This window comes from Bartonella sp. B10834G3, assembly GCF_016102505.1.
GTDB lineage: Bacteria > Pseudomonadota > Alphaproteobacteria > Rhizobiales > Rhizobiaceae > Bartonella > Bartonella choladocola.
Map to the genome: position 1 here is coordinate 543,675 of NZ_JACFOM010000002.1, position 21,478 is coordinate 565,152.

Below are 21,478 nucleotides of genomic sequence, written 5' to 3' on the forward strand. Positions count from 1 at the left end.
AATGATGAAGAAACATCCCGATAACAGGAAAATTTCGCATTTACCGACAAAGAATGACATTCTCGCTTTTATCGAAGAAAATCCGAATTTGTCGGGAAAACGCGAATTGGCCAAAGCGTTCAACCTTAAAGGTGACGCACGAATTTGGCTGAAAGATCTGTTGCGCGAACTCAAGGGCGAAGGCGTAGTTTCAAAACAAAGAAAGAAAATTGTTCCAAAACACGCCCTCCCGCCAGTTGCCGTACTCGACATCAAAGGTCGCGACCATGATGGCGGTTTTATTGCCGAACCCGCGGAATGGGAGGGTGAAGATGCCCCGCTTGTCGCTCTTCATCCGGCGCGACACACAAAAGGACCGGCAATCGGTGTTGGCGACAGAATTCTCGCCAAAATATTCCGTAACAAAAGACCGGAAGGTCCCGCTTATACCGGCCGTGCGATCAAGCGAATCGAGCGGCAGGAACTGACCACCATGGGAGTGCTTCGCGCTATCGGAAACGGCAAATGGCGTCTCGAACCGATTGATCGTAAAGCACATGAAGTTGCTATCGATTTACCCCCCGATAGCGAAGCGAAAGCCGGTGACCTTGTAGAGGTCGAGATTGGCCGCGACAAGCATTACGGTTTGAAACGCGGTATCGTCAAAAATATTCTTGGCAGTGTCGAAAGCGAAAAAGCTTTGTCCATGATTGCGATTATATCGCATGACATACCCTATGTTTTTCCCGAACGTGTTCTCGAAGAAGCCGATGAAGCCAAACCCGCAACAATGGATAATCGTGAAGATTGGCGCGATCTTCCTTTTGTTACGATCGATCCGGAAGATGCAAAAGATCATGATGATGCTGTTTGCGCTGAAATGGACACTTCGGAAGATAACAAAGGCGGTGCAATTGTAACTGTTGCTATTGCCGATGTCGGCTATTATGTGCGTCCTGACAGTGCATTGGACAAAGAAGCTTTAAAACGCGGAAATTCCGTTTATTTCCCCGACCGGGTCGTTCCGATGTTACCGGAACATATCTCCAACAATCTCTGTTCTTTACGTGAAGGAGAAGATCGTCCGGCCATGGCTGTCCGTATGATTTTTGACGATCAGGGGAAAAAGCGAAGCCATAGTTTTCACCGTATTATGATGCGCTCTAGCGCCAAACTTTCCTATCAACAAACGCAAAGAGCCATTGATGGAAAGCCGGATGAAAAGACGGCTCCGATACTCGAAAATATATTGAGGCCATTGTGGGCGGCTTATGAATTATTGAAAAAAGCCCGTGACGAACGCCAACCGCTCGAACTTGACCTACCCGAACGGAAAATTATTCTTGATGAAACCGGACGCATTCGCGACGTTATTATACCGCCGCGACTTGATGCCCATAAGCTCATTGAAGAATTTATGATTCTGGCGAATGTATCGGCTGCCGAAACACTCAAATCGAAACATCAGCCACTTATTTATCGTATTCATGACCAACCTTCACTGGCAAAACAGGAAGGATTGAGAGAATTTTTGCACTCGCTCGGACTGTCACTTTCCCGTAGCGCGGAGCTGACGCCAGAACGCTTCAACAAAATACTTGAACGTGTAAAAGACACAGATCAGCAGGAACTCGTTAATCAGGTCATATTGCGTACGCAATCGCAAGCCGAATATGCACCTGAAAACATCGGTCATTTTGGCCTTAATTTGCGTAACTACGCTCATTTCACCTCGCCTATCCGCCGTTATGCAGATTTGATCGTTCATCGCGCATTGATTAAATCGCTCAAGCTCGGCAATGACGGCTTAACGGATGAAGAAGAGAAAAATCTTGATGAAATCGCAGTGGCAATTTCTCTGACCGAGCGGCGTGCAATGGCGGCAGAACGGGAAACAATCGACCGGCTGGTCGCCCATTTTCTGGCTGATAAAATTGGTGCCGAATTCAGCGGGCGTGTTGCCGGTGTCACAAAATCCGGTTTGTTCATTTCGCTTGACCGTTTGGGAGCCGACGGCTTCACGCCCATTTCGTCTCTTTCTACAGACTATTATATTTATGACGAAGCACGCCACGCGCTGATCGGCGAAAGAAGCCACAAAGGCTATCAATTGGGCGATAGTGTCAATGTGCGATTGATCGAAGCCCAGCCGATTGCAGGTGCTTTGCGCTTTGAAATGTTAAGTCCGGCGCGACCGTTACCATTTTCACCGGTTTCCCATCATAAAAGCAGAACAGGTATGCGTCGTTTCAATCGTTCGGCTCGAAAAGGGCGTGGTTCTGCCTAATCTGTTATCTATACGATTAAACAAATTTGGTAATCGGGAACGGAACATTAACGATCGTTTTTCCCGCATGAATCACGTTCAAGTTTGTTGACTGTTTAAACGGATACCAGAATTGAAGTCGGCAATTTGACTTGCAGGAACAGAGCAGGTAAATGATTGAACTTTAGAACGATGATAATAAATTGATTAAAGTAACAAGGGTTTTATTGTCTTTATTTAATATTAAATTCCGTTCAACCGTTTTTTAGCCTGAAGCAAGTTTATTACCGGAAATTTTTCCAGGAGATAACAAGTTAGTTTAATATGCAACCTAGTATATCCCCAAGAAATAAAAAGCCCTGGCGCGCGATTATTGCTGCTACGGCAACGATTGGAGCAGTCGGCGTTGCTTTGGGGTTGGGGACACAGCTTATTTCTATCCTTATGGCTGCACGGGGTTTTTCCAGTAGTGTTATTGGCTATAGCGGTACCGTTGGCGGTGTCGCTACAATTATCGCGGCTGTTTTTACGGCTCCTATTGCAAAGAAGATCGGCGTTGCGCGTTCAATTCTGACTATGATGGCTGTCGGATGCGCAAGCTTTTTAGGATTTTATTATTTTGATTCTATTGTTATCTGGTTTGTGTTGCGCTTCACTTTGCACTTTGCCATCACAGTGATGTTTGTACTGTCCGAATTTTGGGTCAACAGCTCGGCTCCACCCGCAAAACGTGGCACTATTCTGGCAATTTACGCAATTACACTTGGTCTTGGCTTTACCATTGGCCCCACCCTTCTCGCTTATGTCGGAAGTCAGGGCTTTGCACCGTTCGGTACTGCTTGTTTTCTGATTGCCATTGCTGCACTCCCGATCATTGTTGCATGGAATTTAAGTCCGCAATTCAAAGACAGCGACCATGTCGCATTTTTCCATTATATCTTTGCTGTCCCCAGTTCTACCATGGCTGTTCTCGTTTACGGCGCCATACAGATGGGTGCTTTAACACTCATTACGCCATTCAGTCTGAATTTGGGTTATAGCGAAAGCGAAGCCGCCAAGTTTATGTCGGTTTTAGCGTTGGGAAATGTACTGCTTCTGATACCGATCGGCATGATTAGCGACTTCGTTACAGACAGACGTTATCCTCTGACAGGATGTGCAATTATCGGCTTGTCGGGAACCTTGTTGATTCCGTTGATCGCTCAAACCAAATGGCTGTTGACACTTGATCTTTTTGTTCTTGGCGGTGTCTCTGCCGGACTTTATACAATCGGGCTTGCACAATTGGGATCACGCCTCAAAGGATTCGAGCTTGCTGCCGCCAATTCGGCGTTTATTTTCTGCTATGGCATCGGAATGCTGGTAGGGCCAACAGCAATCGGTAAAGCCATGGATATTTTCCCGCCCTTCGGCTTTTCAGACACAATGGCTACATTTTTCGGACTTTATATCATTTTAGTCGTCACTAGAGTGGTGTTAAAGCTAATCCGCTCTTGACTTTTTGTAGAACATCCTTAGTGTCGCGGCAAAATCCACTTCTATCGGAATACTGCTTCCGGTATGAAGGTGGTGAATTTATGTTCAGGAACAGGATCCTTAATTATGGCTAAAGCAGCATCCATTAAAATCAAGCTTTTGTCGACTGCAGATACCGGTTTTTTCTATGTTACAAAGAAAAATAGCCGCACAATGACAGAGAAAATGACAAAACGTAAATACGACCCGATTGCAAAAAAGCATGTCGAGTTCAAGGAAACAAAAATCAAGTAATTCGTTTTCAAGAAAAAGGCCGTTTCTGTTATTAGAAACGGCCTTTTTCTTGACCCTTTCAGAGAGCCAAAATATTATTGGCGTCGGCCGCTTACCCTGCCGGATTTTTTTGAAATCCGTTTTTTCAAACCGGATAGTGGGTCTTTTGCATTGAGCAACAAGACTCATGTAAAATTTCCGTTTACATTCGCCTATAAATTCCACAGATGAGAAGGTCGGAATTTCTCGTGCCGAAAACTCACTCCGCCAGTTATGTGTAATTTTTTCTGGCACCGGTATTTCAGATTAAAAGCACCTTTAGCCAAAAGGATTGGTTTCTGGAACGATAATAGCGCCGGAACCCGTCGGATAAAAACGCGGTATTACCTGTCACCAATTGCAATACGCGGCTTTCACAAGCGGATTAGAGCGCCGGAAAAAGCGAAAAAAACGCGTAAAATCACACAAACCCTTTATTTTTTAAATATCGGATTGTCGCATTGAATCTGTTTTTTGGACAGCATTGGTCATCAATTCATCGCGTCCATAAATATCGTCATAATAATTGATCTTGCCGGTTTTCAAATCAGGCCATGCAGTAAAATAGGTGAGATAGACAGGAACCGGCTCGCTTAGTGACAGGCTCCGCTCGCCTTTTGCAAAATAAGGCTTCAAATCGTCTACATTCTTGCCAAGTACGGCGGCTGCCATTTCACGCGGATATTCAAGACGCACGCAACCATGGCTAAGTGCCCGCATATCGCGCGAAAAAGCGGTTTTATTAGGCGTATCATGGAGATAAATATCATGCTTGTTCGGGAAAAGTATCTTGAGTTCACCCAGAGCATTATTTCTGCCCGGTGTCTGGCGAATACTGATTCCGCGTGCCTTAGAGCCCACTTGTTGCCAATTGACAGACGAAGCGGAAATCGGCCGACCGGAACTGTCATAAAGCTGGTAATTGTTACGTTGAAGATAGCCCGAATCCTGCATGATACGAGGCAGCATTTCGTTGACCACGATCGAATGTGGAACGCCCCAGGAAGGGTTGAATGTAACAAGTCTTATTCTGTCATAGAAAAAATAGGTTTGTCTTTGAGGGCTACCAACCACGACTTTCATATCGAGTTTAACGGCGTTATTTTCGATATATTGCCCCTTAAAAGCTGCCTGATTGATAAAAACGTAACGTGAACCGAAACTGTGCGGCAGCCAGCGTAAACGTTCCATCGAATCCATAATTTTTTGTCTTTTGGCTGCGACAGTATTGTTTTCCAGTGATGCGATCGTCGAGGGGCCGATAATACCGTCTGCCGTCTTGCCAATAAATTTTTGGTAGTCTTTTACGCTTTCTACCAATTGCACGTTATAGGAGGTTTCGTGTTGAAACTTTTCCAATATCGTTTTGTGATCGGAAAGATAGCCGGATGGAGCCCGTTTCAAAAGAAGATTTGTAAATTGAGGTAAATCTTCATTCGTTTGACCGGGTTTGATGAGGGTTGTGAGCGATATTCTGATATTGTCTCCATGGTCACTCTTTGGCATTTCTGCCAAGGCGTGTTTCAGTGCCTTATAATAATCGGACTGTGGGAGATATGACTTTAACTCGGCAACCGGATCATCGCTTTTTGTAAATCTATCCAATTCCTTTTCAAAGTCGATTTGGTTGCGTGGCAAATCATGAAAAGGCGAAAGACGGTCGGCAATAATCCGGCCGTTTGCCGCATCCTGAATGTAACGAAAAATCCGGCTTGTCAAAGCGACATCGAAATTGGTGAATGCGAGGCTACGTTCTTCGCCATCAAGCGTTTCATCCGGCAGCTTTACAAAATAATCTTGCGGCTCCAAACCATCTTCGTCGACATTGGACAAAAAGGCCATAATGTTTCTTGTTGCATCGGTGATTTCGCCATTCTTCGACCATAAAAGGTCGGGATGATTCACGTAATGTTTGGTGACAGATTCGGCAATCGCGTTTTCCACCTTCACGTCAATGCGGGAAAAATCCGATTTCACTATTCGGGCTGTTGGGTTATTCCTACCCTCATCGCTCCCCTCAAGAATAACATTGTAAGGCTCCGAGAGCGGCAAACTGCCTGAACCGGAAGACTTCATTACCGAATTTGTTTCGATGAAGTCGACATTTGAAAATTCGACAGGCACTAGCCGTTCCGGCTTATAATCGGCAACTTTCGGCCTTGCGCTGTCGGCCTGTCTCGTCTTTTCGACATCCGGTCTCTTTGTCGACTTGTCATGTATTTTATCGGATAACGCATTTTGCGGCTTGGCCGGAAAATTGTCTTGCCTGTTGGTTTGACTGCCCGAATCTGTTGGCATTTCAACCACTGTTGCCGGCTTTGTTTTTTTACTGAACAATTCCATCAAATTATTGATAGCAGATGCTTGCTCCACACCGAAATAAGGTGAGACATAAAGCACCGAACTGGCAAGAAAGGTAAAAACAAGGCGATTGATTGGTTTTTGAAACATTGTCTGGCTGATCCGGAAAGTTACAAAAATCTTTTACGGGATTTTGGTAACCAAGCTCTTAAACGGGAAACGACGATCACAAAAATTTCATAATTTTACCTCTCAAAAACTTTGTCTTTCCACGTAGCTTTCACCCTTCCCGCTGATTTTACCGGCAACAATGCCCGACAACATGTTTGATGTCGCAAAAACACTTGCTCAAGGCATTTCTAAAATACCCGAAAAGGCTTCAACCTTGCAGATAAACCTTTAAAAAGATTGCATTATTTTTCCCGTCATTATCGTTATTCATCCCTCACCTCTTTCGTCAGAATCAAAAAACAACCTGATCCGGCAAGCCAAGCTGTTATGGTATTTTTATCGACTTTGACCGTTTCATCCGTTAAAATTATTGTTTAAATCCGTGACGGTTCATTCGGAGGCAACTTCTTGAAGCTGGATGCATTCAATACCTGCATGATGAAATTTCACATTCCGGTTTTGCCCGATATGGTCGGGCATGGTCGAGATGATATGTCGGAGTTGAATTGATGAAAATTCTGGGGTTGATTTTGGCCGGTGGACATTCCTCACGCATGGGGCGAGATAAAGCAGGCCTCATATTTGGCGGTAAAAGCCTCGTTCAAAACCAGATCGCAAGTTTTGAACGCCACAAATTTCCTGTTGCTGTCAGTTCCAATACATTCGACAAAGCAGAACTTGGACATATTGCAGTTTTACCAGACCCCGCAGAAATAAAATATGGCGGGCCTCTTGCCGGCGTATATGCAGGACTTCAATATGCTAGCGCCAATGGCTTCGGTTACATTCTCACAGTGCCGGTGGATTGTCCGATTATACCGGACGAGTTTTTTGTCAAAATCACAGCCGGTCTCGATGAAAACACGACTCTTAAGATTGCTTCTACGCCATCCGGTCTTCAACCGACATTTGCTCTCTGGTCTACGAAGCTTTGTTCCGAGCTCTTAAAATTTCTGAAGGCGGCGGGAAATAAAAGTATCAGATCATTCGCTTTTGCGCATAATGTGTCTATAGTGCGGTTTGACAATGTCTATTCTGAAGGTGCATTCTTCAACGTCAACACGCCTGAAGATTATCAATATTTACAGGAAAAATTCGGGATAAAAGATGAAACCAAAGCTTAAAGTATTTGGCGTAACCGGTTGGAAAAACAACGGAAAAACAACCATGGTTGTACGCTTGGTGGAAGAGTTGACCTCTCGCGGTTACAAGATTGCAACGGTCAAACATGCTCATCATGATTTTGATATTGACCATGAAAACACTGACTCGTGGCGGCATCGGAAATCGGGAGCGCAGGAAGTTGCTGTAGTGTCTTCGCGGCGCTTTGCACTTATTCACGAAAACAAAACAGAGGAAGAGACACCGCTTTCCCGAATTCTCGAACTTTTATCACCATGTGATCTTGTGATTGTGGAAGGATATAAACGGGACAATCACGACAAACTTGAGGTTCGCCACACTGGTGGTAAAGTTGGCGAGCCGCTCAATAAATCGGATCCCCATATAGTCGCTATTGCGTCTGATATGCCGGTGGAAGAAAAGCATTTGCCTGTTTTCAACATTAATGATGTACAGGCGATTGCAGATTTTATTGTCGATCATATGAAACTCGAACAAAAACAAGAGGCATAGAATGCTCGTACTTTGGGGGCGCCCTACGTCCAGCAATGTCAAAAAAGTTCTTTGGACGCTCGAAGAAATCGGGCTCGATTATCAATTTGTCAAAGCGGGTGGTCCCTATGGCGGATTGGATACACCGGAGTTTCTGGCACTTAACCCGAACGGACTTGTTCCTACAATCAAGGATGACGAGCTGGTACTCTGGGAATCCAATACGATCGTGCGCTACCTAGCAGCCCGCTACGGCAAAGGCGTGTTGTGGATCGAGGATTGTGGCAAACGCGCGGCTGCCGAAAAATGGATGGATTGGACGATGGCTACATTGTTTAGCCCGTTTGTCGATCTCCTGATGAATGTCGTGCGTCTTGCACCTGAAAAACGTGACGCGCAAAAAGTTGTCGCCAGTGTCGAAAAGTTTGAAAAAGGCTTATCCATTATGGATGGCGAATTAAAAAAACAGCCTTTTCTGTCTGGCGAAAATCTGGGCATTGGCGATATTATTCCGGGCGTATTCGTCTATTATTATTACGCTATGGAATTGCCGCGTAAAAACAAATTCAGTAATGTCGAAGCATGGTACCAGAAATTACAGACACGTCCCGGATATAAAAAACATGTGATGATTCCGATCAGCTAACATGTCTTTCCGGAAAAGCTTTTTCAGTTTTTCCGGTCATTATCAAAAAACTTATGACTCGCAAAAATATCAGTGTATTGGACATTGTGGTGGCATTGGCACTTGTTGCCATTGCCATATATCTTTATTTTTCCGAAACAAAAAAAACAATCATTGATCCCGGTCCGGATTACCAAGCCGAGAAAGTTGACGTCATTCAAGGAAAAACACAGCTATCGGATGGTGACTCTTTCCATCTTGATGGACAAAAAGTCCGACTTTTGGGAATAGATGCTCCCGAACTTCACCAGTTTTGCGATAAAGATGGTGCATCTTACCCTTGTGGCGAAATGGCTAAAAAACATCTGGAAACTTTGATAGACCGAAACGAGATTATTTGCACATCGACCAAATACGATAAGTTCCATCGCCTGTTAGCAAAATGCCGTGCAGGAAGCCATGATCTCAACCGTGAAATGGTAAAAGACGGCTGGGCTGTCAGTTATTATGATTACAAGCAGGAAGAAGCTGAAGCGCGCAAACAAAAGCGTGGAATATGGGCGGGGTCATTCGAGTGGCCCCATGCATGGCGACGTGCCCATCCACGCTGATTTCTCAACACTTGAAATGAATGGATTCCCGACAGCTTTATTCGACTATGCGATTATAAGAAAATCCGGACAAGCGTTTCCCTTACAGAAATATGTATTGCTGGAACCGAAAAGTTTCCTGAATGTTTCGCGGTGAAATTCGCTTACCGATAATTCGCTTACCAATAATTTGCTTGCCGGTAATTCGTTTAACGACAATGTTTTACCGGTTGAAGAGCTGTGCTTTTATCTTCAAAAGATGGAATAAAGCGTTATTGCTTTCGTTTTATGACTAAAAGCTGCAAGTTGCACCACTGCGTTCCCTACCCCTTATATCAAAGGCCTGAAAAACCAGCCCGAATAGTATGAAACCCGAATAGCATGAAGCCGAATAATATAAAATTTGTCCGGCTTTCGGGATTTCACATTCCGATAGGCATTCACAAAATTCAATTCACTTTTGTCCGTTATTTTCAAGAATCCGGCAAAGTACTGCGTATTTGATCGGGGTTCGCCCCTTTTATTTCACTTTTCACGCCTGTTTTTCTATGTTTTCCAAGCAGATCTTTTCCTGCTATTTTTAAATTCTGTCTTTCTTTAGTGGTAAAAGGCCCCAATTCTTGATTATTTTCTTCACGACTAACAGCGCTTTTCCGTTGATAGCTATGCCGGATCATTGAAGGAAAAACCTCATTGGCTCATATTATACCCATGGCAAACAAACCTGAAACAACAAACGCCCGACAAATCGGGCTTCTGGAAAAACAAATATCGGCATGTCGCATATGCTATGACGCACCACTATTTCTACCGCGACTGCCTCAGGAACCGCGCCCTGTTATCTATCTTTCTTCTACGGCTCGCATTGTCATTGCCGGTCAAGCACCCGGTCTTCGCGTTCACAATACCGGAATACCGTTCAATGATCCGTCGGGCGATCGCCTGCGCAATTGGCTGGGAGTAAATCGCGACTGTTTTTACGACAAAAGCAAATTTGCCATCGTACCAATGGGGTTTTGTTTCCCCGGCTACAGTAAATCCAAAAGTGACCTTCCACCAAGAAAAGAATGTAAATTGACCTGGCACCAACAGGTCTTCAAACTAATGCCGCAAGTAGAACTTGTCATCGCGATTGGCGGCTACGCCCAAAAATATCATATTTCTGATCTGAAGGAAAAATCGGTAACAGATACCGTAAAAAATTGGAAAAATATTCTATCCCGAACCCAAGCTAATGGTTATCACGTTCTTCCTATTCCTCACCCGTCATGGCGTAATACTCATTGGATTAAAACGAATCCATGGTTTGAAAGTGAATTACTACCGACCCTGAAAACTCTTATTAAAAAATATATTCGATAAATTGTAGAATAATTTTTATTTATTACTATTAAAAAGAATTTATTTTTTATATAACGATTTCGTAGCATGGTTTATCAAAAATTTTGGATGTCATAATGGATCGTCTTGATAGGAAAATTCTTCGTCTTTTGCAGGAAGACGCAACGCTTGCTGTCGCAGATATTGCCAAAAAAGTCGGGTTGTCGACAACACCTTGCTGGCGACGGATACAAAAACTTGAAGAAGATGGAGTTATACAGCGGCGCGTCGCAATCCTTTCTCCTGATAAAGTCAACACACGCGTTACTGTTTTCGTCTCTGTGAGAACCGGTGCGCACAACCATGAATGGTTAAAAAGATTTTCAGAAGTTGTTCATGCTTTTCCGGAAGTCGTCGAATTTTACCGTATGAGCGGCGATGTAGACTATTTGTTGCGCGTTGTTGTTCCCGATATTGCAGCTTATGATGTTTTTTACAAAAAACTGATCGCAAAAATTGATATTAGAGATGTATCTTCAGCTTTTGCTATGGAACAAATAAAATACACGACCGAGTTACCGCTCGATTATATGGTGATCGAAAAGGAAGTAAATCATCTCTAAAAATGTCATTTGAACTTGATAAAAATATCAGCCTTGCTCTTTTGAGGGCGAAATGCCCTCTTATCCAATGCATAACCAACGAAGTTGCAATGAACTTCTCTGCCAATATTCTTAATGCATTAGGCGCGTCTCCGGTCATGTCTTTTGCTCCCGATGAAGCAGCCGAGTTTGTTGAACATTCTTCTGCGATTACAACCAATATAGGCACATTGACGCGCGAAAAATATGCCGGCATACGGTTGGTAATGGAACGCGCGAAAATACTGGGCAAACCTGTTGTATTCGATCCGGTCGCGCATTTTGCTACAACCTTCCGCCAAAAGGCGACAGCGCACCTCCTCACTCTATCTCCAAGAATTATACGCGGTAATGCCTCGGAAATCACGGCACTTACAAAGACGACAGAAGCACATGGTGTCGACAGTCGTGATGAGGGTAAAACAAGCTTTGAAGCGGCGATCAAAGCAGCCCGATTGACAAAGGCTGTTATTGCCATGTCCGGCAAAAAAGATTTTATTACCGATGGTAAACGGCACGTCATCATCGAAGGTGGCAACAGCCTGATGTCCAAAGTCTCGGCATGCGGATGTGCGCTTACCTGCGTGACCGGAGCTTTTATTGCGCTTGCACCCGATAAACCGTTCGATGCAGCTATCAAAGCTTTTTCAATATTTTCTGCTGCGGGTGCTCTTGCCGGTCACAATGCTAAAGGCCCCGGCACTTTCGTACCTCTTTTTATCGACGCGCTTGCAACCATAGATGATGAAAGCATTGCTGCACACATTTCGGTTACGCCTTGGCAAAACGACATTGAAACAGAATAAAAATAACTGCCTTATATCAACGGGCTATCAGATTTTAATTCCCGCCTGTTCAAAGGTTGCCATTTGCGAATGTGTGAGAACGGCTGCTTTGACAACACCTGCTGCAATTGCGGCTCCCGTCCCCTCGCCCAATCGCATTCCAAGGTCAAGAAGCGGTTTCTTTCCTATCTTGTCCAGCAAGCGGCGATGCGCAGGCTCTGCTGAAACATGTCCGGCAATGCAATGATCGAGCGCATGAGGATTTATTTTATGCAAAATGGCTGCGGCCGACGTTACCACAAAGCCATCCAGAATAACGGGGATTTTTTCCATACGGGCAGCAAGAATTGCACCCATCATAGCTGCAATTTCACGCCCGCCAAGCCGCCGCATAACTTCAAACGGATCATTCAAGTGATCTTTATGAAGTTCGACTGCCTTTTTTACCGCCGCGATTTTACGCCGGTAATAATCACCTTTGGAGCCGGTCCCCGGCCCTGTCCATTCTTCGGCTTTTCCGCCATAAAGTGCCAGAGAAATCGCCGAAGCAATGGTTGTATTGCCTATACCCATTTCTCCCAAACACAGTAAATCGGTACCACCGGCAATTGATTCCATGCCAAATGCCATCGTCGCGGCAGCGCCGCGCATATCCATTGCCGCATCCTTGGTAATATCCATGGTCGGATAGTCCAAAGCGAGGTCGAATATTTTCAACCCGAGATCGTAGGCAACGCATATCTGGTTAATCGCAGCTCCACCGGCAGCAAAATTTTCAACCATCTGCTGCGTGACGGCACGCGGAACCGGCGTAACATTTTCATCGGTGACACCATGGTTGCCGGCAAACACCGCAACCAGAGGCCTTGTAACAATCGGCTTTTCTTTGCCTCTCCAGCCTGCGTACCAGAGCGCAATATCTTCCAGTCGCCCCAGCGAACCCTCCGGTTTTGTAAGTTCCGATTGCCGCTTCCTCGCCAACCTTATGGCATTTTCATCAGGATCAGGCAAACTGTTCAATAAAGCACGGAAATCATCAAAAGGACTGGAAGCGGCCACGGAAACACCCTTCAAACAAAATGAACGAATAGAATCTTATCTAGGACTGTTCTATAAGCAATTTGAAACCACTTTAACAGGAGTAAGAGAAATCTTGACCGATTTTCTTGGCCCATTCATGCGCAGCCTGGGCTTTCTCACGCGTTTGCCCATAAAAAGCCATTGGTTTTTGCCTGAAAAACCGATTTCGACCGACGCACATTATTTTCCTATAGCGGGCCTCCTGATCGGACTTTTATCGGGATGTTGTCTGGCAATCGCACGCTTGATCGGGTTTGATATATGGGTTTCGGCAATTTTTTGCGTTTTCTTTACAATCATTCTGACCGGCGCACTTCATGAGGACGGGTTGGCAGATGTGGCAGACGCTTTTTTTGTTTCAAAATCGCCGGAAAATCGCCTGACTATTATGAAAGATTCGCGCATTGGAACTTATGGCACATTGGCATTGATTTTTTCGGTTTTTTCGCGAATTGCGCTTATTGCTTCAATCGAAATAAACCACGGCCTATACCAAACAATCATTGCTTTAATAGTGAGCGAAGCTGTAAGCCGTGGTGGCATGGTCTGGTTCTGGACAAGGCTTCCACTTGCACGAAAAAATGGCACGGCAGCCGCTGCCGGAGAACCAGCGGCCGATATAGCACGAAAATCATTGATAATTTCGGCCATTATTCTTCTCGTCGGCGGTATTATTTCCAACAGCGTCATCTCGATGATAATATCCATCGCAGTTTTATTCTTGTTTATTTATCTATTTTCCCTAGAGTGCCAAAAACGCATTGGCGGCTATACCGGAGACACTCTGGGTGCCGTCGAGCAATGTCTTGCATTGATTTTATTGGCTATAGCCAGTCTTGGCCGTTGAGCCTCATAACCGCAAATTGACCGGAGACAAAGCTCTATGAAACCGTTCTGGCTTATTATCTCTGTAGCAGCTTTGATTGTTATACTTATATTCGCCTTTGGCGATAATCCAGACAACACCACAACGGACAGGATTGCCAATTTAACCTATTACGGAATTTGGGGGCTTGCAGCAACGTCGGCACTGCTCGGATCAAAAATCAGATTGAGTGATGCCTTACGGAATATAGCAATATGGTGTGTTATTATTTTCGCACTCATGTGCGGCTATAGTTTACGTTACGAAATACAGGACTTTGCACATCGGGTAACCGCCGGTTTTATTCCGGGAAGTCCACTGACGCGCTACAATGAAAACGGTAGAATAGTGAATATCGAACGCTCTACCAATGGCCATTTCCTGATACGCGGGCTTGTCAACGGCAACAGTGTGAACCTCACTGTGGACACCGGCGCTTCTGCTGTGGTTCTAACCTATGACGACGCCATCGCAGCCAATCTTGATGTCGACAAATTGGGGTTCAATATTCCCGTAGCGACGGCAAACGGCTACACGAATGCCGCACCGATCATGATTGATAGCCTGAAAATAGGCGATATTGAACGCAACAATGTTCGCGCTCTTGTCAGCCGTCCAGGAGACTTGTCAGGAAGTTTATTGGGGATGAGCTTCCTCGACCGGCTTTCAGGTTACTCCGTTCGCGGCGACCGGCTTATTCTTGTTGATTGAAATATCCGAACTCTATTCACACTAAGGTCGAAACTATCGGATGGCAGACGAAGCACCATAAAACAATCTATTCGATATAAGAATAGGCACGGCGAAGAACAGATGACTGTGCCCCCTCCCGATTGGCTTCGGAGGAAAGCGTCTGGCGCCATTTTTTTGCGCCTTGCCGGCCGGAAAATAGCCCTATCATGTGACGGGTAACATGCGAAAGTTTGCCGCCACTGTCCTTAATGTAACGGTCCGCATATTCACACATTTCATCAATGATTGCGCTGTCATCGGGCAGAACCCGATCATCATGATAAATTTTAGCGTCAACCTCGCGCAAAATTGCCGGATTTTGATAGGCAGAACGGCCGACCATGCCACCATCGACATGCTTCAAATGGTTTTCTACTTCATCCAGCGTTTGAATACCGCCGTTTATTCCTATGAAATGATTCGTATTTTTTAATTTCAGGTCATAAACGCGTTGATAATCAAGCGGCGGTATGTCACGATTTTCTTTCGGGCTCAAGCCTTGAAGCCATGCTTTACGGGCGTGCACCCACAAGGCATCACAACCGCTTCGCCATACCTCGTTAGCGAGATTATCAAGCGCTGGTAGCACATCCTGCTCATCAACGCCGATGCGGCATTTTACTGTAACGGGAATGGAAACAGCCCGCTTCATTTTTTCAACGATTTGTCCGACAAGATCCGGCTGCAGCATAAGGCAAGCCCCGAAAGCGCCCGACTGCACTCGATCGGACGGGCAACCGACGTTGAGGTTAATTTCATCATAACCGAAATCCGCGCCGATTTTTGCAGCTTCTGAAAGTTTTTCGGGTGAAGAGCCGCCCAATTGCAAGGCCAGCGGGTGTTCGCGCTCATTAAACCCTAAAAGTTTCTCCCGATGCCCGAAAATAACAGCATCTGCGACCACCATTTCGGTATAAAGTAATGCATGTTTTGTCATCAAACGGTGAAAATAGCGACAATGTCGATCTGTCCAGTCGAGCATTGGCGCCACTGCAAATTTCGGCTTATCCGACCCTTCATAAAGCGACATATTAATGAATGCTCCTGTTTTCATCGCCGACAATCAATTGAGCCAGTTATCAAGCCGCTTTAGTGCCTCGTCAATTGCAACCGGCGAGCCGGCATAGGAAAAGCGCAATGTACGTTTTCCTTCCAATGTGTCGAAATCAATACCCGGAGTTGCAGCAACATTGGTCTCCTCAAGCATTTTGCGGGCAAATTCTGTGCTATCATTGCTGAATTTGGAAATATCGCAATAAGCGTAGAACGCACCATCCATCGGTGCCAATAGTTTTAAACCCAGAGCCGGTAGAGCTTTCTTCAGGTTTTCGCGGTTGATACGATAGGTATCTTTTACTTTTTCAAGCTCGGTTGTCGCGTCAAATGCGGAAATTGCTGCAATTTGTGACAGTTCCGGCGCTGAAATATAGAGGTTTTGCGAAATCCGCTCGACCGCCCTCACCGCGTTTTTTGGCAGCACCATCCAACCGACGCGCCAACCGGTCATGCAGTAATATTTGGAAAAAGAATTGATGACAGTTACGTCGTCGCCAAAAGCCAATGCCGTCGTATCGGGGGCGGCAAAGTTAAGCCGGTGATAAATTTCATCCGCAATCACTGTAATATTGTGTTCGCGGCAAAATTCGACGATGTTTTTCAACTCTTCCGGTTTGATTGAAGCACCGGTGGGATTGCTGGGAGACGCAAACAAAACGCCTTTAATTGGTGCACGTGAATGTTGTTCTTCCAGCATTTTTACGTCGAGAAGACCGTTTCCCTTCGTATCAATTTCAACAACGTCAAGTCCGAGGGCTTTCATTATATGGCGGTAAGCCGGATAGCCGGGTCGTGTTATCGCAACCCTGTCCCCCACATCAAAAAAAGTCAAAAAAGCAAGATTGAACGCTGCTGATGATCCGGTTGTAACGGCAATACGTTCCGGAGAAATCGCCAATCGATGATATTGTTCATAATAGGCAGCTATTTTCTCGCGCAATCCGGTTATTCCAAGCGAATCGGTGTAGCCAATATGTCCATCTTTCAACGCCCGTTCGGCTGCTTCACGGACAATCAGCGGACATGGTGCAGCAGGCTGGCCTATTGCCATTGAAATAACTGCTTCTCCGGCTTCCCGCTTTTTATTGGCCGACGCGAGCACGTCCATTGCAAAAAAGGGATCGACATCACTTCTTTTCGATAGACAAATCATACTGGTCTCCACTTAAAAAAACATATAAGCTCAAGCATTGTGCCGCATAAAAGCCTGAAAGCCATGGATAAAACAATAAACAAAACGTATCTCTGCTCTGAGCACTCCGGGGAGTATTTATGAAGATAGAGTTGCAGACTTCAAGACAAAAAATCCTGTCATTTACAAAACGATCAATATCTCTCTTGCTACGCATTGCCTTGGCTGTAATATTGGTGTTTGCACCATCTATCGGCGTTGCGCAAGCCCAGTCGCAATCGGTTCCTATCATTCGTGATGCCGAAATCGAACAATTACTATACGATTATACCGCCCCCATTTTTAAAGCTGCCGGCATCAGGAACAAAATCCAGATCATCGTCGTAAACGACCAGAGCTTTAATGCTTTTGTTGACGGCCAACGCATGTTTGTCAATATCGGTGCAATCATGCAAGCGGAAACACCGAATGAACTGATCGGCGTCATTGCTCATGAAACAGGGCACTTGGCAAACGGTCACCAACAGCGTTTGCGCGAACAGTTGAAACATGCACAAACAATGGCTGTCATCGGTATGCTGCTTGGCATCGGTGCCGGAGTAGCCGGAGCAGCGACAGGCAATTCTTCCGCCGCAGGAGCCGGTGGTGGCATTGCGGCAGGAAGCAGTGAAATGGCTATGCGAACATTGCTCAATTATCAGCGTAGCGAAGAAGCCGCAGCCGATAGAGCCGCCGTTAATTATCTCAATGCAACCGGTCAATCGACAAAGGGTATGCTCATCACATTTGAACGTTTTTCCAATGCACTCGCACTTTCAGGCGCCAAGGTCGATCCTTACAGGGTAAGCCACCCGCTCCCCCGCGAACGTATAGCAGCCTTGGAAACGCTTGCAAAACAAAGTCCGTATTATGACAAGAAGGACCCGCCGGAATTGCAGTTGCGCCACGATATGGCACGGGCGAAAATAGCCGCCTATACTGATCATTTCACGGAATTGCGCCGGATGTTCAAGGATAATCCGCGCGGACTTCCTGCCCGCTACGGCGAAGCGATATTGGCAGTCGAAAGCGGTTCGCCGAAAAATGCTGTTCAAAAAGTCAAGGACCTTGTCAAGGACGAGCCGAAAAATCCGTTTTTTCAGGAATTGTTAGGCGATGCGCTGATTAAAGCAAATGATCCGGCCGGTGCAGCAAGTGCTTATAAACGCTCGGCAGATATTGATCCGCGTGGCTCAAGCCTGCTCAAGGTCAGCTACGGGCATGCACTGCTTTTGACAAATGATCCCAAAAATATACCCATTGCTATAACAGAAATACGCGAAGGAATCGCCAAAGAACCGGAATTTGCAGCCGGTTATGGCTATCTCGCTCTTGCCTATGGGCGAAGCGGTCAGGTTGCACTAGCCGACCTTGCAACGGCCGACATGCATTATTATAGTGGTAATCGTATGCAAGCGCGCATTTTTGCAACGCGGGCAAAACAGAAATTGGCACCCGGTTCTGCCGAATGGTTGCGTGCGCAAGACATTCTCAATACAACGCAACTGAAAAATTGATACCAGATGAGAGAAACTATCAATGAAATCTTTCAAGTCATCATTCATAAATAAACAGTTTTCGTTTGCGTTGGTGATGGGAGCAACAATGATGTTCGTTCCTTTTCAAAACACTGTTTTTGCAGCATCTGCACAAAATGACACAGCAAATGAAATAAAAAACCGGATTGTTGCCGACCCGAACTTCATTAAAGCGGTAGGGGAAGCAATCGGCAATCAGGCAACGGACGACCATATTCGCGAGGTTGTAAAAGACTATCTGGTCAAGAACCCAGAAGTAATGATTGAAGTGCAAGAAGCTCTCGACAAAAAGCAGGCTCAGAAAATTGCAGAAAATCAATCATCTGCCATCAACTCGATGAAAGACGAAATATTCAATTCCGGTAATGATGCCGTCATCGGCAACCCGGAAGGAAAAGTCACTCTGGTCGAATTTTTTGATTACAATTGCGGATATTGTAAAAAAGCTTATCCCGATATGCAAACACTTATCAAAAACAACCCGAATTTGCGTATTGTCCTCAAGGATTTTCCGATATTGGGTCCTGATTCGGTAAAAGCCCACATTGTTGCACGCGCCGTGCTGAAATTAATTCCGGCGAAATATCCTGAATTTCATACAGAAATGCTCACAAGCGAGGGGCGGGCAAATGAAGAAAAAGCAATCAAAATCGCTTTAAAACTTGGGGTTGATGAAAAAAAGCTGCGCGATGCTATGAAAGATGAAAAGCTTCAACAGGTTTTTTCGACGAATGGTCAAATAGCTTATGCACTCAATATTAGTGGCACTCCATCCTATATTTTAGGCGATGAAGTTCTGGTTGGTGCTGTTGGTGAAAATATTTTAAAACAGAAAATTGGACTTATTGAAAAATAGGAACTTCTCGCCGCTTCAAGTCGTTGAAACTTTTGTTGACACTGTGCTGCAGTGGGGAATTTTGCACTTTCGCTTTTTTTCCAACATGCTTATAAGCGTTTTATGTGTCAGACTGTTGCAGGAAATGCTACAGTTTCGTCAATTGGGAATTTAAATGCCATCCTTGCTTCAACCAGAGGATGGCGATCAGACATAAATTAGTCCGATCTTAATAAATAAAAACGGTCACGACGATCGAGGAGTAATAAAAGAGATGGCTACAAAAACAACAAGTACCGTCAAGAGCACAGGTGTAAACAAGGATCTCATCCGCGATCTCGCAGAAATACTCAATGATACAAATCTTTCAGATATTGAGGTCGAGCAAGGAGATCTGCGTATCCGTGTTTCACGGCAATTGAGTGGTGGTACACCGGTTCAAACCGTCTATTCTCCGGCTCCGGCTGCTCCCGCAGCAGCGCCCGCACCTGTCGAACCGGTAAAAGAGGATTTGACTAAAAACGCAGTCACATCTCCCATGGTCGGCACTGCCTATCTCGCACCTGCACCGGGAGCCCGTCCTTTTGTTGAAGTAGGACAAAAAGTTTCCGAAGGGCAAACTCTTATAATTATCGAAGCAATGAAAACGATGAACCAGATCTCTTCACCGCGTTCAGGAACAGTGAAAGCTATTTTGGTGGAAGATGCGCAACCGGTAGAATTTGGTGAACCTCTGGTCGTTGTTGAATAAGACAGGATCGCGAAATGTTTCAGAAAATCCTGATAGCCAACCGTGGTGAAATTGCACTCAGAGTTCTGCGCGCCTGCAAAGAGCTTGGTATCAAAACGGTTGCAGTCCATTCGACTGCCGATGCTGATGCCATGCATGTCAGGCTTGCCGATGAAAGTGTGTGCATCGGCCCGCCGCCTTCGCGCGATTCCTATCTCAATATCCAACAAATTGTTGCAGCTTGCGAGATAACAGGTGCCGACGCCATCCATCCCGGCTATGGTTTTCTTTCGGAAAATGCCAAATTTGCCGAAATTCTTGAAGCCCATTCAATTACTTTTATCGGCCCGACGGCAGCTCATATTCGTATTATGGGCGATAAAATTGAAGCCAAGAAGACCGCAAAACGCTTGGGCATTCCGGTTGTTCCAGGGTCTGATGGTGGTGTAACAGAGGACGAAGAGGCTTATAAGGTAGCCGATAAAATCGGCTATCCGGTTATCATAAAAGCTTCTGCAGGAGGCGGTGGACGCGGCATGAAGGTTGCACGTTCACGTGAAGAGCTTTCAATTGCCCTCAATACCGCCCGTAGTGAAGCGGCGGCGGCTTTCGGTGATGACGCTGTCTATATCGAGAAATATCTCGAAAACCCGCGTCATATCGAAGTTCAGGTCATGGGGGATGGCTCTGGAAACGCTATTCACTTGGGCGAGCGCGACTGTTCCTTGCAAAGACGCAATCAAAAAGTCTGGGAAGAAGCAAATTCTACTGTACTTGATGAAGAGGCGCGCCAGAAGATCGGCATGATTGTTGCCAACGCCTGCGCCGAATTAGGCTATCGCGGTGCCGGTACAATCGAGTTCCTGTATGAAAACGGCGAATTCTATTTTATTGAAATGAATACACGTCTTCAGGTCGAGCATCCGGTAACGGAGGCTGTAACCGGCATTGACCTTGTTCACGAACAAATTCAGGTTGCAGCAGGCGAAGGTCTTTCGGCAAAACAAAGTGAAATCCACTTTTCAGGCCATGCGATTGAATGTCGTATTAACGCCGAGGATCCGGTGAACTTCACCCCCTCTCCCGGATTGATTACGCATTTCCATACGCCTGGCGGTTTGGGTGTGCGTGTCGATTCAGGCGTTTATTCGGGTTATCGGATACCGCCATATTATGACAGCCTGATCGGTAAACTGATTGTTCATGGAAGAACACGGCTTGAATGTATGATGCGGTTGCGGCGGGCACTTGATGAATTCGTTGTGGATGGCATCAAAACGACACTTCCACTTTTCCGTGATCTTATTGGTAACGAAGATATAGCCAAAGGAAATTATGACATCCATTGGTTAGAAAAATATCTTGCCAATAAGGCAGCATCGGGCAACTGA

The 21,478-nt window shown here is 45.6% G+C and carries 21 protein-coding genes; 16 read left to right on the plus strand and 5 right to left on the minus strand.

Features of this window, described 5'->3' with window-relative positions:
- The first annotated feature begins 1 nt into the window (after position 1).
- The 3 genes from rnr to rpmG all read left to right on the plus strand — a co-directional run bounded on the left by rnr (position 2) and on the right by rpmG (position 4,015).
- Positions 2 to 2,266, plus strand: a complete 2,265-nt coding sequence (rnr, locus tag H3S94_RS07770; RefSeq protein ID WP_198240712.1) for a ribonuclease R — start codon at positions 2 to 4, stop codon at positions 2,264 to 2,266.
- A 303-nt stretch (positions 2,267 to 2,569) separates the two neighbouring features.
- Positions 2,570 to 3,742, plus strand: coding sequence for an MFS transporter (locus H3S94_RS07775; protein ID WP_198240713.1), 1,173 nt, complete (start codon positions 2,570 to 2,572; stop codon positions 3,740 to 3,742).
- A 105-nt stretch (positions 3,743 to 3,847) separates the two neighbouring features.
- Positions 3,848 to 4,015, plus strand: coding sequence for a 50S ribosomal protein L33 (rpmG, locus tag H3S94_RS07780; protein ID WP_075870557.1), 168 nt, complete (start codon positions 3,848 to 3,850; stop codon positions 4,013 to 4,015).
- Between the two features lie 459 nt (positions 4,016 to 4,474).
- Here the strand turns inward: rpmG and H3S94_RS07785 are convergent, their stop codons facing one another.
- On the minus strand, positions 4,475 to 6,484 hold the full coding sequence (locus H3S94_RS07785) for a murein L,D-transpeptidase (protein ID WP_198240714.1): 2,010 nt from the start codon (positions 6,482 to 6,484) through the stop codon (positions 4,475 to 4,477).
- A 530-nt stretch (positions 6,485 to 7,014) separates the two neighbouring features.
- Here H3S94_RS07785 and H3S94_RS07790 point away from each other — a divergent pair.
- The 4 genes from H3S94_RS07790 to H3S94_RS07805 are packed head-to-tail and all read left to right on the plus strand — an operon-like array spanning position 7,015 to position 9,355.
- Positions 7,015 to 7,629: a molybdenum cofactor guanylyltransferase gene (locus H3S94_RS07790; protein WP_198240715.1), complete on the plus strand. Its 615-nt coding sequence runs from the start codon at positions 7,015 to 7,017 to the stop codon at positions 7,627 to 7,629.
- Positions 7,613 to 8,140: a molybdopterin-guanine dinucleotide biosynthesis protein B gene (mobB, locus tag H3S94_RS07795; protein WP_077992366.1), complete on the plus strand. Its 528-nt coding sequence runs from the start codon at positions 7,613 to 7,615 to the stop codon at positions 8,138 to 8,140. Before H3S94_RS07790 ends, mobB begins: the two co-directional genes overlap by 17 nt.
- 1 nt (position 8,141) lies before the next feature.
- Positions 8,142 to 8,765 (plus strand): glutathione S-transferase family protein, encoded by a 624-nt coding sequence (locus tag H3S94_RS07800; protein WP_198231183.1) that lies wholly within the window; start codon positions 8,142 to 8,144, stop codon positions 8,763 to 8,765.
- 53 nt (positions 8,766 to 8,818) lie between these two features.
- A complete protein-coding gene (locus tag H3S94_RS07805; protein ID WP_198240716.1) occupies positions 8,819 to 9,355 on the plus strand; it encodes a thermonuclease family protein in 537 nt (178 codons plus the stop codon).
- Between the two features lie 452 nt (positions 9,356 to 9,807).
- Here H3S94_RS07805 and H3S94_RS07810 read toward each other — a convergent pair whose 3' ends face one another.
- Positions 9,808 to 10,011, minus strand: a complete 204-nt coding sequence (locus H3S94_RS07810; protein ID WP_198240717.1) for a hypothetical protein — start codon at positions 10,009 to 10,011, stop codon at positions 9,808 to 9,810.
- Between the two features lie 34 nt (positions 10,012 to 10,045).
- Between H3S94_RS07810 and H3S94_RS07815 the strand changes: the two genes are divergently transcribed.
- The 3 genes from H3S94_RS07815 to thiM all read left to right on the plus strand — a co-directional run bounded on the left by H3S94_RS07815 (position 10,046) and on the right by thiM (position 12,101).
- Positions 10,046 to 10,696, plus strand: coding sequence for a uracil-DNA glycosylase family protein (locus H3S94_RS07815; protein ID WP_198240865.1), 651 nt, complete (start codon positions 10,046 to 10,048; stop codon positions 10,694 to 10,696).
- Between the two features lie 95 nt (positions 10,697 to 10,791).
- The gene (locus tag H3S94_RS07820) at positions 10,792 to 11,277 is read left to right on the plus strand and encodes an Lrp/AsnC family transcriptional regulator (protein ID WP_077992377.1); all 486 of its coding nucleotides are present in this window, start codon (positions 10,792 to 10,794) and stop codon (positions 11,275 to 11,277) included.
- Positions 11,278 to 11,279: 2 nt separating this feature from the next.
- Positions 11,280 to 12,101: a hydroxyethylthiazole kinase gene (thiM, locus tag H3S94_RS07825; protein ID WP_198240718.1), complete on the plus strand. Its 822-nt coding sequence runs from the start codon at positions 11,280 to 11,282 to the stop codon at positions 12,099 to 12,101.
- A 27-nt stretch (positions 12,102 to 12,128) separates the two neighbouring features.
- On the opposite strand, the gene cobT is transcribed toward thiM, so the two are convergent.
- Positions 12,129 to 13,139 (minus strand): nicotinate-nucleotide--dimethylbenzimidazole phosphoribosyltransferase, encoded by a 1,011-nt coding sequence (gene cobT, locus H3S94_RS07830; RefSeq protein ID WP_077992381.1) that lies wholly within the window; start codon positions 13,137 to 13,139, stop codon positions 12,129 to 12,131.
- A gap of 94 nt (positions 13,140 to 13,233) precedes the next feature.
- Here cobT and cobS point away from each other — a divergent pair, with 94 nt between their 5' ends.
- Entirely contained in the window at positions 13,234 to 14,007 is a 774-nt protein-coding gene (gene cobS / locus H3S94_RS07835; protein ID WP_246786445.1) for an adenosylcobinamide-GDP ribazoletransferase, read from the plus strand.
- A gap of 36 nt (positions 14,008 to 14,043) precedes the next feature.
- Positions 14,044 to 14,736, plus strand: coding sequence for a TIGR02281 family clan AA aspartic protease (locus tag H3S94_RS07840; protein WP_198240719.1), 693 nt, complete (start codon positions 14,044 to 14,046; stop codon positions 14,734 to 14,736).
- Between the two features lie 67 nt (positions 14,737 to 14,803).
- On the opposite strand, the gene dusA is transcribed toward H3S94_RS07840, so the two are convergent.
- Positions 14,804 to 15,787 (minus strand): tRNA dihydrouridine(20/20a) synthase DusA, encoded by a 984-nt coding sequence (gene dusA / locus H3S94_RS07845; protein ID WP_198240720.1) that lies wholly within the window; start codon positions 15,785 to 15,787, stop codon positions 14,804 to 14,806.
- A gap of 33 nt (positions 15,788 to 15,820) precedes the next feature.
- Positions 15,821 to 16,966: a pyridoxal phosphate-dependent aminotransferase gene (locus tag H3S94_RS07850; protein WP_198240721.1), complete on the minus strand. Its 1,146-nt coding sequence runs from the start codon at positions 16,964 to 16,966 to the stop codon at positions 15,821 to 15,823.
- A gap of 119 nt (positions 16,967 to 17,085) precedes the next feature.
- Here H3S94_RS07850 and H3S94_RS07855 point away from each other — a divergent pair, with 119 nt between their 5' ends.
- From H3S94_RS07855 to accC, 4 genes are all read left to right on the plus strand, one after another.
- Positions 17,086 to 18,501 carry a M48 family metalloprotease gene (locus tag H3S94_RS07855; RefSeq protein WP_077992387.1) on the plus strand — a complete coding sequence of 472 codons (1,416 nt, stop codon included), beginning with the start codon at positions 17,086 to 17,088 and terminating at the stop codon, positions 18,499 to 18,501.
- 88 nt (positions 18,502 to 18,589) lie between these two features.
- Positions 18,590 to 19,378, plus strand: a complete 789-nt coding sequence (locus H3S94_RS07860; protein WP_246786446.1) for a DsbA family protein — start codon at positions 18,590 to 18,592, stop codon at positions 19,376 to 19,378.
- A gap of 253 nt (positions 19,379 to 19,631) precedes the next feature.
- Positions 19,632 to 20,108, plus strand: coding sequence for an acetyl-CoA carboxylase biotin carboxyl carrier protein (gene accB, locus H3S94_RS07865; RefSeq protein WP_198231190.1), 477 nt, complete (start codon positions 19,632 to 19,634; stop codon positions 20,106 to 20,108).
- Between the two features lie 14 nt (positions 20,109 to 20,122).
- A complete protein-coding gene (accC, locus tag H3S94_RS07870) occupies positions 20,123 to 21,478 on the plus strand; it encodes an acetyl-CoA carboxylase biotin carboxylase subunit (protein WP_198231191.1) in 1,356 nt (451 codons plus the stop codon).

Coding starts and splice junctions, on each gene's coding strand:
- H3S94_RS07855 (WP_077992387.1), top strand. CDS start 17,086: ATGAAGATAGAGTTGCAGACTTCAAGACAAAAAATCCTGTCATTTACA.
- H3S94_RS07810 (WP_198240717.1), bottom strand. CDS start 10,011: ATGATCCGGCATAGCTATCAACGGAAAAGCGCTGTTAGTCGTGAAGAA.
- thiM (WP_198240718.1), top strand. CDS start 11,280: ATGTCATTTGAACTTGATAAAAATATCAGCCTTGCTCTTTTGAGGGCG.
- rnr (WP_198240712.1), top strand. CDS start 2: ATGATGAAGAAACATCCCGATAACAGGAAAATTTCGCATTTACCGACA.
- accC (WP_198231191.1), top strand. CDS start 20,123: ATGTTTCAGAAAATCCTGATAGCCAACCGTGGTGAAATTGCACTCAGA.
- H3S94_RS07820 (WP_077992377.1), top strand. CDS start 10,792: ATGGATCGTCTTGATAGGAAAATTCTTCGTCTTTTGCAGGAAGACGCA.
- H3S94_RS07775 (WP_198240713.1), top strand. CDS start 2,570: ATGCAACCTAGTATATCCCCAAGAAATAAAAAGCCCTGGCGCGCGATT.
- H3S94_RS07815 (WP_198240865.1), top strand. CDS start 10,046: ATGGCAAACAAACCTGAAACAACAAACGCCCGACAAATCGGGCTTCTG.
- mobB (WP_077992366.1), top strand. CDS start 7,613: ATGAAACCAAAGCTTAAAGTATTTGGCGTAACCGGTTGGAAAAACAAC.
- accB (WP_198231190.1), top strand. CDS start 19,632: ATGGCTACAAAAACAACAAGTACCGTCAAGAGCACAGGTGTAAACAAG.
- H3S94_RS07840 (WP_198240719.1), top strand. CDS start 14,044: ATGAAACCGTTCTGGCTTATTATCTCTGTAGCAGCTTTGATTGTTATA.
- H3S94_RS07860 (WP_246786446.1), top strand. CDS start 18,590: ATGATGTTCGTTCCTTTTCAAAACACTGTTTTTGCAGCATCTGCACAA.
- H3S94_RS07785 (WP_198240714.1), bottom strand. CDS start 6,484: ATGTTTCAAAAACCAATCAATCGCCTTGTTTTTACCTTTCTTGCCAGT.
- H3S94_RS07800 (WP_198231183.1), top strand. CDS start 8,142: ATGCTCGTACTTTGGGGGCGCCCTACGTCCAGCAATGTCAAAAAAGTT.
- H3S94_RS07790 (WP_198240715.1), top strand. CDS start 7,015: ATGAAAATTCTGGGGTTGATTTTGGCCGGTGGACATTCCTCACGCATG.
- dusA (WP_198240720.1), bottom strand. CDS start 15,787: ATGTCGCTTTATGAAGGGTCGGATAAGCCGAAATTTGCAGTGGCGCCA.
- H3S94_RS07805 (WP_198240716.1), top strand. CDS start 8,819: ATGACTCGCAAAAATATCAGTGTATTGGACATTGTGGTGGCATTGGCA.
- H3S94_RS07850 (WP_198240721.1), bottom strand. CDS start 16,966: ATGATTTGTCTATCGAAAAGAAGTGATGTCGATCCCTTTTTTGCAATG.
- rpmG (WP_075870557.1), top strand. CDS start 3,848: ATGGCTAAAGCAGCATCCATTAAAATCAAGCTTTTGTCGACTGCAGAT.